The following is a 13,687-nucleotide window of genomic DNA, read 5'->3' as shown; positions in this document are numbered from 1 at the left end:
GGGGCGAGGCTCGTGGTGTCGCGATATTTGACCAGGATGTTGGAAGGCGCATGCGCCAGAAAGCCGTGCAACTCCTGCTCGCTGCGGCGTACCGGAAGGTCGAGCACCTCGGCGGCAAAGATGATTCGCGTGCTCGGCCGCGCGAAGCGCAGGTTGCGCGAGAACATCACCCGGTAGTCGTCGGTATAGGCTGGCTCGTCGCAGCGTAGCTCGACGGCCAGCAGCGGGATGCGCCGCCCAACCAGCCAGCAGGCCAGTCCGTGCAGCAACATCCAGAATGTGAAGTAACTGAAGGCTCTGAGCGGCGGTACATTCGAGGCCTCCGACAGCGTGATTTCCGCCAGGCTTTCGCTGCGATGCAGCTCACCGCGAAAGCCTTCGAAGGTCAGCCCGAAGAAATCCAGTGCGACACGAAGCGCGCCATCGAGCGTTTGCTGCGCCATGGCCGCGCGGCAAACGAAGGCGAAACTGCCGGCACGCATGCGCCGCGCATCCATCCCAAAAAATTCATCGTCGAAGTGCCGCGCCAGGCGCCGCCAGAGCTTGCTGAAATCAGCCACATCGATGCGCGCGTCGGTATCGCTGAGGTCGACCGATGCCAGCCCGAGCTGATGCAGCAGTTGTTCGGCTGGCAACGCAGCCGAGGTAAAGGCCAGCAGCGCCTCGTCCACCAGCCTGACGGAAATGGTGCCCTTGTCGTCGCGGCTCATGCGCGACCCATCATCACGTCGTGGCTATTGGATGCGACATCCCGCAGGAAGTCCCAGCACACGCGCATGCGCGCGAGGTCCTTGTTCTCCACCGGCATCAGCATCCAGAAGGTGCGGGTGAATTCGATTTCACCGACCAGCACTTCCCGCAGCAACGGCTCCTTGCCAGCCAGAAATGCCGGCAGAATGGCCAGCCCTGCTCCGGCGGCAACGGCTTCCTGCTGGGCGAGGATGCTGGTACTGCGCAGCGAGTGCTGGCGGGGGCGAACGATCTCGTCGAGATAGAACAGCTCCTTGCTGTACAGCAGGTCTTCGATGTAACTGACGAATACGTGGCCGCTGAGGTCTTCTCGGCTGCGGATGGGTGGGTGTGAGGCCAGGTAGGCGTCCGATGCATACAGCCGCAACACGTAGTCGGTAAATTTGGTGATCACATAGGGGCCCCGCTCGGGCCGTTCCAGCGTAATGACGATGTCCGCCTCATGCCGTGCCAGCCTCACCGAGCGCGGCACCGCCAGCAGATCCACGCCCAAGTGCGGGTAATCACGTGTCAGGTTGGCCAGTTGGCTTGCCAGCATTACCGTGCCGTAACCCTCGGTGGCACCTATGCGTACCTGGCCCGAGAGTTTGTCGGCAGTCAGGCTCGGCTGTTCGATAGACGCAATGGCGCTCTCCATGGCCTCGGCCTGCGCCAGCAGTTCGCGGCCCGCTTCGGATAGCCGATAACCGGCTTTGGCCCGGATAAACAGTTGCCGGTCCAGGCTTTTCTCCAGCGCCTGCACCCGTCGGGCCACGGTGGTGTGATCTACAGCCAGCCGCCTGGCGGCGACCGTCAGCTTGCCCGCACGGGAGAGTTCGAGAAAAAAACGCAGGTTGTCCCAATCCAATGCAAACTCCAGATCCATCGTGTTAAGGCGTGCCGTCCACGGCGCGCTGTGCAAAAACACAGAATACCTCTGCATTTCGCATCATGGGTTTACTATTTTTACGCTGCTAGGCTCGTCTATCGAGCCCGTTTTGCCGTACGGCATCCGCACCATTCCAAGAAGAAGGAACCGACATGAGCCAGAAGATCCATCTCGAAATGCGCGACCACACGGCGCTGCTGACCATCGCCAATCCACCTGCCAATACGTGGGATCGCGAATCGTTGGCGGCGCTAGAGCAGATGATCGGCAAGCTCAACGACAATCCTGAGGTGTACGCGCTGGTCATCACCGGTCAGGGTGACAAGTTCTTCTCGGCAGGCGCTGACCTCAAACAGTTCGCCGACGGTGACAAGCAAGGCGCACAGGAAGTAGCCGCATTGTTCGGACGTGCCTTTGAAGCCCTGAGCCATTTCCGCGGCGTGTCTATTGCCGCCATCAATGGGTACGCGATGGGCGGCGGGCTGGAATGCGCGCTGGCCTGCGACATTCGTATTGCAGAAGAGCAGGCGCAGATGGCGCTCCCGGAAGCCAAGGTTGGACTGCTGCCCTGCGCGGGCGGAACGCAAAATCTGCCATGGCTGGTGGGCGAAGGCTGGGCCAAGCGGATGATCCTGTGTGGCGAGCGCATCAGCGCCGAAAAAGCCGAGAAGATTGGGTTGGTCGAAGAGGTAGTCGGTCGTGGTGAATCGCTCGACGCGGCGCTTAAACTCGCAGCGCTGGTAGACCTGCAAAGCCCCTCTTCCGTCAGCCGCTGCAAGCGCCTGGTCATGAATGCACGAACGGCGCCGCAGGATGCCGGCTGGGCAGCCGAGCGCGAGCTGTTCGCCGAACTGTTCGATACGCAGGATCAGAAGGAAGGCGTCAACGCCTTCCTGGAAAAACGCAACCCGGCGTGGCGCAACGCCTAAGAACCGACACCGTAGCCTCGCCCTTGCGGGGCTGCGGGTTCTAACGAAACGCTTCCGCCCTGGCTGTCTTGGGCGCGTCCGTTGGCGAATCCATTCGCTAACGATCCCGTTCTTCGCATCACACCATTGCAATCATCCGCCACACCGCAGCAAACAACGTAGCCAGTACCCGCGCAGCTCGTTGGGCATCCTGTGCCGTTGAAGCCCCGCACATCCGCCGTAACAGACCGATTCACTACACCCGAAGCGACGGGGCCACGACGGCGCCCATTCGAAGCGCCGCCCCCGCGCCGTAACACAGCACTACTTGAAGTTGCGCTTCACCAGTCGCTCCAGCCAGCCCACGATGCCGGAGCGGAACAACAGAACACAGAGCACGAAGATAACCCCGAGGATCACGTGTACCCATTCGCCCAAGGGTCCGTTGGACAGTGAGCCCTGCAGTGCCACGACCACCGTCGCACCTACGATGGGTCCCAGGATTGTGCCGACGCCACCGAGCAGCGTCATCAGAATCACCTCACCGGACATGTGCCAATGCGCATCCGTCAGCGAGGCCAGCTGGAATACCACCGTCTTGGTCGAGCCGGCCAGCCCGGTCAGAGCCGCCGAGATAATGAACGCCAGCAGCTTGTGCGCATCGACGTTGTATCCCAGCGAGATCGCCCGCGGCTCATTCTCGCGGATCGCCTTGAGCACCTGCCCATAAGGCGAGTGGATGGTCCGTTGGATGATCGCGAAGCCCAGCACGAACACCGCCAGGACGAAGTAATACAGGGACATGTTGTTCTGCATGTCGAAGAGGCCCAGCAAATACCCTCTTGGCACGCCCTGCATCCCGTTCTCACCGCCGGTGAACGGCGCCTGGACAAAGACGAAGAAGACCATCTGCGCCAAGGCCAAGGTGATCATCGCGAAGTAGATGCCCTGTCGGCGGATCGCCAGCAGCCCGAAGATCACACCCAGCACCGTCGATGCCAAGGTTCCGGCAAGGATGCCCAGTTCGGTGCTCAGGCCGCTGTAGGTGCTGAGCGTATATCCGGTGATGTAACCGCCGCAGGCAAAAAACGCGGCGTGTCCGAATGACAACAAACCTGCATAGCCGAGCAGCAAATTGAACGCACAGGCGAACAGAGCAAAGCACAGCAGCTTCATCAGAAACACGGGATAGACCATCATCGGCGCAACCAGCGCCACACCCAACAGTACCGTGTAGAACAGATACTGACGCCGCCGTGAAGCACGACGCCGCTCGCGTTCGGCATTGGCGCGGACTGCCACGGGAGACATTTGTACATTTTCTTGAGTCGACATGTTCATGCCTCCTTGCCGAACAGGCCTGCCGGACGCACAAGCAAAACCAGAACCATGATCAAGAAGATCACCGTGTTTGCCGCTTCGGGGTAAAACACTTTGGTCAATCCTTCAATCAGGCCCATGGCCAGGCCGGTAAGGATCGCGCCCATGATTGAACCCATCCCGCCGATCACCACAACGGCAAACACCACAATGAGCAAGTTCGAGCCCATTCCCGGCGTCACCGCATAGATGGGCGCAGCAAGCACACCGGCAAAGGCTGCCAGCGCGACGCCGTAGCCGTACGTCAAGGTGACGAGCAGCGGTACGTTGATACCGAACGCCTGCATCAACTTCGGGTTTTCCGTGCCTGCGCGCAAATAAGAGCCCAAACGGGTCCGCTCGATCATGTACCACGTGACGATGCATACCGAGAGCGCGGCAACGATGACCCACCCGCGGTAGGTCGGCATGAACATGAAGCCGAGGTTATGACCACCCTTGAGCATGTCCGGCATCGGGTAGGAAGAGCCCGACACGCCGAACAGCTTAACGAAGCTACCTTCAACGATCAGCGCGAGGCCGAAGGTCAGCAGCAAGCCATACAGATGGTCCTCACCGGCGATGCGACGCAGCAGGCCACGCTCGATGCCCATCCCCAGTAGCCCGACCACCAACGGAGCAAGCAACAACGCTGCCCAATAATTGATGCCCAGGTAATTCAACCCGAGGTAAGCGGCGAAGGCGCCGAGCATGTATTGCGCGCCGTGGGCAAAATTGATGATCTTCAGCAGACCGAAGATGATCGCCAGACCAAGGCTCAACAGCGCGTAGAACGACCCATTGATCAGGCCGAGCAGCAACTGCCCGAACAGAACGCTCAGTGGAACGCCGAAAACGAGAGTCATGATTCATTTCCCAAAGGGATTCCGGGACACCCGGCCGCTTCCGGCCGGGCTGAGACGGGGGAACGGCTAATCAGCCCTTCGGCGCCATCTTCTGGCACTGGCTCTCGGCTATCGGCCGGAACGCCTCATCACCAGGGATGGTGCTGACAACCTTGTAGAGATCCCATTCACCCTTCGACTCGGCCGGCTTCTTGACCTGGACCAGGTACATGTCATGCACCATGCGGCCGTCTTCCCGGATGGAGCCGTTCTTGGCGAACATATCGTTAACCGGTGTCTTGGCCATCTGTGCGCGAACGGTTGCGGTGTCATCGCTGCCGGTCGCTTTGACCGCGTTCAGATAATGGGTGGCTGCCGAGTAGATACCTGCTTGAACCATGGTCGGCATGCTGCCCACCCGCTCTTCATAACGCTTTGCCCAGGCGCGCGCTTCCTCATTCATGTCCCAGTACCAGCCGGTGGTAAGCATCAGGCCTTGAGTGACGTCCAGGCCCATCGCATGAATGTCGTTGAGGAACACCACCATGCCGGCAAGACGCTGTCCGGATTGGGTCACGCCAAACTCGCTGGCCGTCTTGAGCGAGTTGACGGTGTCAGCACCCGCGTTGGCAAGCGCGACCACATCGGCACCGGAGCCCTGAGCCTGCAGAATGTAGGAAGAGAAGTCGCTGCTTGGGAACGGATGGCGAACCGTGCCAACCACACTTCCGCCCTCGGCTTCGACGACCTTCTTGATGTCATTTTCCATGGCGTGGCCAAAGGCATAGTCGGCGGTCAGGATGAACCAGCTCTTGCCGCCATCCTTGAGTACGGCGTTAGCCGTGCCGTTGGCCAGCGCGAAGGTGTCGTAGGTCCAGTGAATATGATTGGGCGAGCAGAACTCATTGGTGATGCTCGACGCAGCGGCTCCGGAAATCAGCGCCAACTTGTCACCCTGCTCGATCACCTTGGCTGCGGCCAACACCACAGAGCTGGCAACCATCCCGGTTACCATGTCGACATTGCGCTCGTCGATCCACTGCCGAACGGTATTCGCGCCAACATCGGGCTTGTTCAGATCGTCTGCGTTGAAGGTGACGATCTTTTTGCCATCGACGGTGCCGCCGAAATCTTCGATAGCCATCTTCAAGGCTTCAAGACCGCCCGGGCCGGATAGGTCGCGGTAGGTACCGGACATGTCGGCAAGATAGCCAATGCGGATTTCATCGTTGCTGATTTCGGCTTGCGCGGCACCAGCGATCATGCTGGAAACAAGGATTGCGGCTGCGGTTTTCTTGAGACTTTTCATACTCACCTACTGTGATTGTTTTTGTTGTAGTGCCCTGTGTTGTTGCGATCGCCGGTCTACAGGTCGTACCGACTGGCTTCCATGGCGAGGGTGGTCAGACCCCCAGACAGCTATTCAAAAACTCCTTTTTTGAATCCAGGTCTGCTGCACTGATTTCTTCGATGATCTGCCCGTGCTCCATCACGTAGTGACGGTCGGCCAGCGGCGCCGCGAAGCGGAAGTTCTGCTCCACCAGCACGATGGTCAGGCCGCGTTTTTTTAGTTTGACCAGCACTTCAGCCAGTTTCTGAACGATGACCGGGGCCAGGCCCTCAGTGATCTCGTCCAGCAGCAACAGGTTGGCGCCGGTTCGCAGAATGCGCGCCATGGCGAGCATCTGTTGCTCGCCGCCGGATAGCCGAGTGCCCTGGCTGAAGCGACGCTCATACAGGTTGGGGAACATCTCGTAGAGCTCGTCCAGGCCCATGCCGCCACTGCGCACGGTCGGCGGCAGCAGCAGGTTTTCCTCGACATTGAGACTGGAGAAAACGCCCCGCTCTTCGGGGCAATAGCCGACCCCAAGCCGGGGAATCTGGTGGGCTGGCATGCCCATGGTTTCGTTGCCGTTGACGACAATCGAGCCGGTACGCCGGCCCACCATGTTCATGATCGCGCGCAAGGTGGTGCTGCGGCCGGAGCCGTTGCGGCCGAGCAACGTGACGAGTTCGCCCCGCCCAACCACCAGATCAACGCCATGCAGGATGTGGGATTCACCGTAGAACGCATGCAGGTCATCGACCCGCAGCTGGTCACGATCAGCCATGGGCGTCATGCGTGGACCTCCTCAGCATCGGCTTCGCTGCCCATGTAGGCCTCACGCACGTCCGGGTTGGCCGAGACGGTTTCATAGTCACCTTCAGCCAAGACAGCACCTCGCGCCAGAACGGTGATCCGATCACACAGCCGGCTGACCACACTGAGGTTGTGCTCAACCATCAGCACGGTGCGGCTGACCGCTGCACGGCGTACCAGTGCTACGACCATATCGACGTCCTCGCCGCCCATGCCTTGGGTAGGCTCATCGAGCAAGAGCACTACCGGATCCAGCGCCAGGGTGGTCGCCAGTTCCAGGGCGCGCTTGCGACCGTACGGCAGCTCGATGGCGAGTGTCTGAGCGAAGGATTCGAGGTCTACATCCGCAAGCAGCTGGAGCGCTCGCTCGTCCAGCTCACGCAGTGACCGTTCCGATTTCCAGAAGTGGTAAGAATTGCCGAGTTTCTGCTGCAGCGCGACGCGTACGTTTTCCAGCACGGTCATGTGACCGAAGACGGCGGAGATCTGGAACGAACGCACCAGGCCAAGGCGCGCAATCTCGTTGGCCTTCATGGACGTGATGGCCTTACCGCGATAGACAATCTCGCCGCGGGTAGGCGTGAGGAATTTGGTGAGGAGATTGAACACTGTTGTCTTGCCAGCACCGTTGGGGCCGATCAGTGCATGGATGTGTCCCTTCTGTACGCGCAGATCAACGGAATCAACTGCGGTGAAACCGCGAAATTCCTTGGTCAGACCGCGCGTTTCCAGCACGAACTCAGGTGCCATGGGATGACCTCTAACCTTGATTATTGTTGTTGGTTATGGCGCAGGCCACAGATGACCTTTACGTAAACGATAACAACCGTTTACAAGCTGAAGCAAGCAACCTTTTCAAACGCTCGATTGAGCGAATTACAGGTTTTGGCGGGGCTATGCGCGCCGCTCCCCCCTGAAAAAACCGGGCCCCAAGGGCCCGGCAAAAGATCAACGAGGAGGTATTGCGGTGTTGCGTTCCGGCCTTACCAAAGCGCCAGGGTGTAGCTGAGGATCAAACGCGTTTCATTGATGTCGCTACCGAAGTTGCTGCGCACCGTAGCGTTACGCACTTTCATACCGACGTTCTTCAACGGCCCGCTCTGGACCACATAGGCGATGTCGGTGTCACGCTCCCACTCTTCACCTTCGCCGCCGCCTGCCAGGTTGACGTTGTCACCGGATACATAGCGAGTCATCAGGCTCAGCCCCGGGATGCCAGCAGCTGCAAAGTCGTAGTCGTAGCGAACCTGCCATGATTTCTCGTCTTCGTTACCGAAGTCGTTGATCTGCAACAGATTGACCAGCATGTTGTCGCCACCACTGATGTACGCAAAGCCGGTGTCGCCGCTCAGCGTCTGGTAACCACCAGTGAATCCATGACCGCCGATCTTGTAGGTGAACAATGCGCCGAAGGCGTTGTTGTCGACGTTGCTGCCACCGTCATCGGTAGAGCGCACATAGCGCAGATCGGTCTTGAAGCTCTGGTTCTCACCGAGCGGCATGATATGAACCAGTTGCGTGTTGTGCTGCTTGTAGATGCCGTCCAGCGCGCCGTAGTAATAGCTACCGGTCAGTTCGGGCATGAACTGGTATTTGCCGCCAGCGAACAGGAACTCATCGCTGGTTTTGGTATTGCCCAAGACGATGTTGCGCGCTGCACCGCTAGTCGGCGCATAAACCGTCATCTCTTCGTAGTCCGAAGAATCACGGTAGCTGGTACGGTCGAGCATGCCGACATCGAGCGTAAGCCCGTCGACTTCCTTGCTCTGCAACCAGGCGCCACGGTAGATGCTAGGCAGCAGACGGCTGTCGTTGCGCATCACCACCGGGATGATCGGCTGCAGCGTACCGACGTGCAGGGTCGTGTTGGACATTTTTGCTTTGGCGGTCAGTCCGGCGGTGCCGTAATCGTCAGACGGCTGGCCGGACGAGTCCCTCTGCAGGACTCCCGTGCCCGAGCGATCCCGGCTCGAATCGAGCTTGACGCCCAGCAGGCCCAATGCATCCACGCCAAAGCCAATCGGCCCCTCGGTGTAGCCTGATTCCATTTTCAGAATGAAACCCTGCGCCCACTCGTCAGCCTTGGACTGCGAAGCGCCGGGCTGACGAAAATCACGGTTCATATAGAAGTTACGTAGCTCGACGGTGGCCTTGCTGTCATCGAGAAACGCGGCCGATGCCATGGTTGAAGTACCTAGCGCAGACGCTGCCAGGCTGCTGAAGAGGAAGAAACGGCTCAGGGGTTTCAGTTGCATAGTTATCTCTCTTGTTATTGTCTTGGTTGGTGCAGCTGAAGACCCGACCTCGCTCCTGCCGGGTCTTGTTTACCGCGTAATGCGGTAAATCCATGGCTACCGCTCAGCTCGCGCTAGCCCTGGGCACGCGGCCCAGCAAATAGAATTCGTCATTGGGCGGTGTTCGCGCCATCGATACCAGACGGTTGGAAAGACCAAACAGTGCGGCAATCGCACCAATATCCCAAATGTCGTTCAGAGTGAAGCCCATCTTTTCCAATCGTGCCTGCCACGCGTCATCCAGCACTCCACGCTCAGCCGCGAGATGCAGCGCAAAATCGAGCATAGTCCGTTGACGCTCATTGATGGGAGCGGTGCGATAGTTGACTGATATCTGGTCGGCGATCTGCGGGTCCTTGGTGAGAATTCTCAAAATCGCACCATGAGCCACAACGCAGTACAAGCAGCCATGATCGGCACTTATTGCTACGACGATCATCTCCTTTTCGGCTTTGGTCAGGCTGTCACCTTCCCTTTCCATCAAAGCATCGTGGTAGTTAAAGAAGGCACGAAATTCATCGGGCCGATGAGCCAACATAAGAAACACGTTAGGCACAAAACCTGCTTTTTCCTGCACAGCGACAATCCGCTCGTGGATATCTGCCGGTAGCGCGTCCAGGTTATCGACCAGTGGAAAACGACTGATGGCTTGAGTCATGTGGCGCTCCGAATAGATACACGGATGGGCTGCCGGTCGACCTCGGCCGACCGGGCTAACCGCTCTAGTCAGCAAGTCCCAGCTCGGCGACGCTCACCTCACGCATGCGAAATTTCTGCACCTTTCCGCTGATCGTCATTGGGAACTCTTCCACGAACTTGATGTGCCTGGGCGTCTTGAAGTGCGCGATACGCCCTTTGCAGAACTCGCGCAGATCATCGGCAGTGGCTTCATGCCCCGGATGCAACTTGACCCAGGCGACAATCTCTTCACCGTAGGTCTTGTCGGGCACGCCAATCACCTGCACGTCTGCGACGGCCGGGTGCGTGAAGAGAAACTCCTCGACTTCCCGTGGGTAAACATTCTCGCCACCGCGGATGATCATGTCCTTGTTGCGCCCGACGATCTTGATATAGCCCTCGTCGTCCATGATTGCCAGGTCGCCGGTATGCATCCAGCGCGCGCCGTCAATTGCCCCGGCGGTGGCCTCCGGATTGTTCCAGTAGCCGAGCATCACACTGTAGCCGCGGGTGCACAGCTCGCCGATCTGCCCGCGCGCAACGATACGGTTGTGCTCGTCGACCACCTTGCTTTCCAGGTGTGGCTGGGTACGCCCGACGCTGGTGACACGACGCTCGAGATCATCATCCGGGCCGGTTTGAGTCGAGACAGGACTGGTTTCGGTCATGCCGTAGGCAATCTGCATCTCGGCCAGATGCATGTCGTCGATGACGCGCTTCATGACTTCGATCGGGCAGGTGGAACCGGCCATGATTCCGGTACGCAGGTTGCTCAAGTCCAGCGACTGGCGCTCCGGATGGTCAAGCATCGCGATGAACATGGTCGGTACACCGTACATCCCGGTGGCCTTCTCTTCCGCCGCTGCCTGCAGGGACGCCAGCGGCTCGAATGCCGCACTTGGATAGATCATCGTGGTGCCGTGGGTGACACAACCGAGATTGCCCATGACCATGCCAAAGCAGTGATAAAGCGGGACTGGAATCACCAGCCGGTCGTGCTCGGTGAGCTTGAGACTTTCGCCGACCATGTAGCCGTTGTTCAGGATGTTGTAGTGACTGAGCGTGGCGCCCTTGGGGAAACCCGTGGTGCCAGAGGTGTACTGGATGTTGATCGGATCATCGAACTGCAGCTGCTCGCCGCACTGGCGTAGCTGCTCCGGACCGACCTGCTCGGCCATGTCCATCAGCCCTTTCCACAGCAGCATGCCATCCACAGGCGTGTCGCACAGGCTGATCACGCCGCGCAGCTCTGGAAGCATGTGACTTTGCAGCGCGCCGATCGCGGAACTCTCGAGCTCCGGCAGCAGCTCATGCAGCATCGCGTGATAGTCGGAAGTCTTGAACGCATCGGCGCAGATCAACCAGCGGCAGCCCGATTGCTTCAGCCCGTATTCGAGCTCATTTAGGCGATAAGCCGGGTTGATGTTCACCAGCACCACGCCCACCTTGGCGGTCGCAAATTGGGTGATGCACCACTGCGCATTATTAGGCGACCAGATACCCACCCGCTCGCCAGCTTTGAGGCCGAGCGCCAGCAAGCCTCGTGCACAGCGGTCCACTTCGTCGGCCAATTGTGCCCAGCTGTAGCGCAGGTTCTGGTGGCGAACGACCAAGGCCTCACGGTCGGAGAACCGCTCGACAGCCCGGTCGAACGCCGCACCGATGGTCATCGGCAACAGGGGTTTGGTCTGCGGTCCGCAGGTGTAGCTCGGAAGACTCATGTCGAAATTCCTCAGTCTTATGTTTGTTATGAGGCCTTACTGCCACGTCTGCTGCAGTTGACAGTCATTCAGGACGTCGTTACGTTAACGTAAAGGTAACAGCGTGACAACCCACCGCACCCTACACCTTAAGTCGGTACGGGAGCGCTCCAACCAACAGCTGAACCGCGGGTAAAAAAAGCAATTGCGCTCAACCGGCGGTCGGATCAGAACAACTACAAGACAGACAGGTGGCACATGAACTATTCCGGCCTCAACTTCGCTCTCGGTGAAACGGTGGACATGCTCCGCGACCAGACCCGCGGTTTCGTTGCGAACGAGCTGGCGCCCCGCGCCGAAGCCATCGACCGCGACAATCTCTTCCCCAGCGACATGTGGCGCAAGTTTGGCGACATGGGCTTGCTCGGTATCACCATAGACGAGGAATACAGTGGTGCCGGGATGGGTTACCTGGCGCATGTCATCGCGCTTGAGGAAATCAGCCGCGGTTCAGCGTCGGTGGGCCTGTCCTACGGCGCGCACTCCAACCTCTGCGTCAACCAGATCAACCGCAACGGCACGCCCGAGCAGAAGGCGAAATACCTGCCCAAGCTGATTTCCGGTGAGCACGTCGGCGCACTGGCGATGAGCGAGCCGAACGCCGGTTCCGACGTGGTCTCGATGAAACTGCGCGCCGACAAGCAAGGCGACCGCTTCGTTCTCAACGGCAGCAAGACCTGGATTACCAACGGCCCGGACGCCAATACCTATGTGATCTATGCCAAGACCGATCTGGACAAGGGGCCTCATGGCATCACCGCGTTCATCGTCGAACGGGACTGGAAGGGTTTCTCGCGCGGCAACAAATTCGACAAGCTCGGCATGCGCGGCTCCAACACGTGCGAGCTATTCTTCGACGATGTCGAGGTGCCGGTAGAGAACGTGCTTGGCGTCGAGAACGGCGGCGTCAAGGTGCTGATGAGCGGTTTGGACTACGAGCGCGTGGTGCTCGCTGGTGGCCCGGTGGGGATCATGCAGGCCTGCCTCGATGTGGTGGTCCCCTACATCCACGACCGCAAGCAGTTCGGCCAGAGCATCGGCGAGTTCCAGTTCATCCAGGGCAAGGTGGCTGACATGTACACCCAGCTCAATGCCAGCCGGGCGTACCTCTACACCGTCGCGCAGGCTTGCGATCGTGGCGAAACCACCCGCAAGGATGCCGCCGGCGTGATCCTTTACACCGCAGAAGCGGCGACGCAGATGGCGCTGCAGGCGATCCAGATTCTCGGCGGCAATGGCTACATCAACGAGTTCCCCACCGGCCGGTTGCTGCGTGACGCCAAGCTCTACGAGATCGGCGCCGGCACCAGCGAAATTCGTCGGATGCTGATCGGTCGCGAGCTGTTCAACGAAAGCAAATAAGACAAAGCAGCTGAGGTAGAACGAGATATCGGTAGGGTGGGCTTCAGCCCACCGTCGGCGGAGTGCAGTGTGGTGGGCTGAAGCGGAACGCCGCCCGGCCCACCCTACGAAAGCCGCCTCGTTCCTCGTTCAGCCTCCAGCGCATTTTCGAGGGCTTCACATGGCCATCCTGAACACCCAGATCAACACCCGCTCCCCCGAATTTGCTGCCAACCGCGACGCGATGCTCGAGCAGGTTGAAAGCCTCCGCACGCTGCTCGGCAAAGTCAGCGAAGGCGGCGGTGAGAAGTCCCAGCAGCGCCATGTCGCTCGCGGCAAGCTGCTGGTGCGTGATCGCATCAACGCCCTCCTCGACTCGGGCTCGGCCTTTCTTGAAGTCGCGCCACTGGCCGCCCATGAAGTGTATGGCGAGGACGTCGCCGCCGCGGGCGTGGTCGCCGGTATCGGTCGAGTCGAGGGCGTCGAATGCATGATCATTGCAAACGATGCCACGGTAAAAGGCGGCAGCTACTACCCACTCACCGTTAAAAAGCACCTTCGCGCGCAAGCCATCGCCCAACAGAATCGGTTGCCATGCATCTATCTGGTCGATTCCGGCGGTGCCAACCTTCCGCGCCAGGACGAGGTGTTCCCGGACCGTGAGCACTTCGGCCGCATCTTCTTCAACCAAGCCAACATGAGTGCCATGGGTATCCCGCAGCTCGCCGTGGTGATGGGTTCCTG

13 protein-coding genes are annotated in these 13,687 nt (G+C 59.6%); 3 read left to right on the top strand and 10 right to left on the bottom strand.

Annotation, left to right across the window (positions count from 1 at the left end; all coding sequences use genetic code 11):
- Both PSTU_RS0103490 and PSTU_RS0103485 read right to left on the bottom strand, forming a co-directional pair.
- A partial coding sequence (locus PSTU_RS0103490) for an AraC family transcriptional regulator (RefSeq protein ID WP_019339654.1) occupies nucleotides 1-710 on the bottom strand: 710 nt, incomplete at its 3' end.
- Entirely contained in the window at nucleotides 707-1,597 is an 891-nt protein-coding gene (locus PSTU_RS0103485) for a LysR family transcriptional regulator (RefSeq protein ID WP_029404597.1), read from the bottom strand. The genes PSTU_RS0103490 and PSTU_RS0103485, both read right to left, overlap by 4 nt.
- A 173-nt stretch (nucleotides 1,598-1,770) precedes the next feature.
- Here PSTU_RS0103485 and PSTU_RS0103480 point away from each other — a divergent pair, with 173 nt between their 5' ends.
- Nucleotides 1,771-2,547 (top strand): enoyl-CoA hydratase, encoded by a 777-nt coding sequence (locus PSTU_RS0103480; RefSeq protein ID WP_019339652.1) that lies wholly within the window; start codon nucleotides 1,771-1,773, stop codon nucleotides 2,545-2,547.
- Nucleotides 2,548-2,850: 303 nt separating this feature from the next.
- Here PSTU_RS0103480 and PSTU_RS0103475 read toward each other — a convergent pair whose 3' ends face one another.
- The 8 genes from PSTU_RS0103475 to PSTU_RS0103440 form a co-directional block, all read right to left on the bottom strand.
- Entirely contained in the window at nucleotides 2,851-3,861 is a 1,011-nt protein-coding gene (locus PSTU_RS0103475; RefSeq protein ID WP_019339651.1) for a branched-chain amino acid ABC transporter permease, read from the bottom strand.
- A gap of 2 nt (nucleotides 3,862-3,863) precedes the next feature.
- Nucleotides 3,864-4,751 carry a branched-chain amino acid ABC transporter permease gene (locus PSTU_RS0103470; RefSeq protein ID WP_019339650.1) on the bottom strand — a complete coding sequence of 296 codons (888 nt, stop codon included), beginning with the start codon at nucleotides 4,749-4,751 and terminating at the stop codon, nucleotides 3,864-3,866.
- A 70-nt stretch (nucleotides 4,752-4,821) separates the two neighbouring features.
- Nucleotides 4,822-6,039, bottom strand: coding sequence for an ABC transporter substrate-binding protein (locus PSTU_RS0103465; protein ID WP_019339649.1), 1,218 nt, complete (start codon nucleotides 6,037-6,039; stop codon nucleotides 4,822-4,824).
- A 94-nt stretch (nucleotides 6,040-6,133) separates the two neighbouring features.
- The gene (locus PSTU_RS0103460) at nucleotides 6,134-6,850 is read right to left on the bottom strand and encodes an ABC transporter ATP-binding protein (RefSeq protein ID WP_019339648.1); all 717 of its coding nucleotides are present in this window, start codon (nucleotides 6,848-6,850) and stop codon (nucleotides 6,134-6,136) included.
- Nucleotides 6,847-7,620: an ABC transporter ATP-binding protein gene (locus tag PSTU_RS0103455; protein ID WP_019339647.1), complete on the bottom strand. Its 774-nt coding sequence runs from the start codon at nucleotides 7,618-7,620 to the stop codon at nucleotides 6,847-6,849. Before PSTU_RS0103455 ends, PSTU_RS0103460 begins: the two co-directional genes overlap by 4 nt.
- Nucleotides 7,621-7,853: 233 nt before the next feature.
- On the bottom strand, nucleotides 7,854-9,125 hold the full coding sequence (locus tag PSTU_RS0103450; protein ID WP_019339646.1) for an OprD family porin: 1,272 nt from the start codon (nucleotides 9,123-9,125) through the stop codon (nucleotides 7,854-7,856).
- Nucleotides 9,126-9,228: 103 nt separating this feature from the next.
- Nucleotides 9,229-9,822 (bottom strand): peroxidase-related enzyme, encoded by a 594-nt coding sequence (locus tag PSTU_RS0103445; RefSeq protein ID WP_019339645.1) that lies wholly within the window; start codon nucleotides 9,820-9,822, stop codon nucleotides 9,229-9,231.
- Between the two features lie 64 nt (nucleotides 9,823-9,886).
- Nucleotides 9,887-11,563, bottom strand: a complete 1,677-nt coding sequence (locus PSTU_RS0103440; protein ID WP_019339644.1) for an AMP-binding protein — start codon at nucleotides 11,561-11,563, stop codon at nucleotides 9,887-9,889.
- A gap of 237 nt (nucleotides 11,564-11,800) precedes the next feature.
- Here PSTU_RS0103440 and PSTU_RS0103435 point away from each other — a divergent pair, with 237 nt between their 5' ends.
- Both PSTU_RS0103435 and PSTU_RS0103430 read left to right on the top strand, forming a co-directional pair.
- Nucleotides 11,801-12,964 (top strand): isovaleryl-CoA dehydrogenase, encoded by a 1,164-nt coding sequence (locus PSTU_RS0103435; RefSeq protein WP_019339643.1) that lies wholly within the window; start codon nucleotides 11,801-11,803, stop codon nucleotides 12,962-12,964.
- A 160-nt stretch (nucleotides 12,965-13,124) separates the two neighbouring features.
- On the top strand, nucleotides 13,125-13,687 hold a 563-nt coding region (locus PSTU_RS0103430; protein ID WP_019339642.1), incomplete at its 3' end, for a carboxyl transferase domain-containing protein.

This window comes from Stutzerimonas stutzeri SDM-LAC (genome assembly GCF_000235745.1).
In the GTDB taxonomy this organism is placed as follows: Bacteria; Pseudomonadota; Gammaproteobacteria; order Pseudomonadales; family Pseudomonadaceae; genus Stutzerimonas; species Stutzerimonas stutzeri_H.
Note: the sequence above shows the minus strand (reverse complement) of the source record. Positions and strands in the feature narration are given on the sequence as shown.

Excerpts from the sequence above, each read along its gene's own strand:
- PSTU_RS0103450 (WP_019339646.1), bottom strand. The coding sequence starts at position 9,125 with ATGCAACTGAAACCCCTGAGCCGTTTCTTCCTCTTCAGCAGCCTGGCA.
- PSTU_RS0103470 (WP_019339650.1), bottom strand. The coding sequence starts at position 4,751 with ATGACTCTCGTTTTCGGCGTTCCACTGAGCGTTCTGTTCGGGCAGTTG.
- PSTU_RS0103480 (WP_019339652.1), top strand. The coding sequence starts at position 1,771 with ATGAGCCAGAAGATCCATCTCGAAATGCGCGACCACACGGCGCTGCTG.
- PSTU_RS0103460 (WP_019339648.1), bottom strand. The coding sequence starts at position 6,850 with ATGACGCCCATGGCTGATCGTGACCAGCTGCGGGTCGATGACCTGCAT.
- PSTU_RS0103455 (WP_019339647.1), bottom strand. The coding sequence starts at position 7,620 with ATGGCACCTGAGTTCGTGCTGGAAACGCGCGGTCTGACCAAGGAATTT.
- PSTU_RS0103435 (WP_019339643.1), top strand. The coding sequence starts at position 11,801 with ATGAACTATTCCGGCCTCAACTTCGCTCTCGGTGAAACGGTGGACATG.
- PSTU_RS0103445 (WP_019339645.1), bottom strand. The coding sequence starts at position 9,822 with ATGACTCAAGCCATCAGTCGTTTTCCACTGGTCGATAACCTGGACGCG.
- PSTU_RS0103440 (WP_019339644.1), bottom strand. The coding sequence starts at position 11,563 with ATGAGTCTTCCGAGCTACACCTGCGGACCGCAGACCAAACCCCTGTTG.
- PSTU_RS0103465 (WP_019339649.1), bottom strand. The coding sequence starts at position 6,039 with ATGAAAAGTCTCAAGAAAACCGCAGCCGCAATCCTTGTTTCCAGCATG.
- PSTU_RS0103475 (WP_019339651.1), bottom strand. The coding sequence starts at position 3,861 with ATGTCGACTCAAGAAAATGTACAAATGTCTCCCGTGGCAGTCCGCGCC.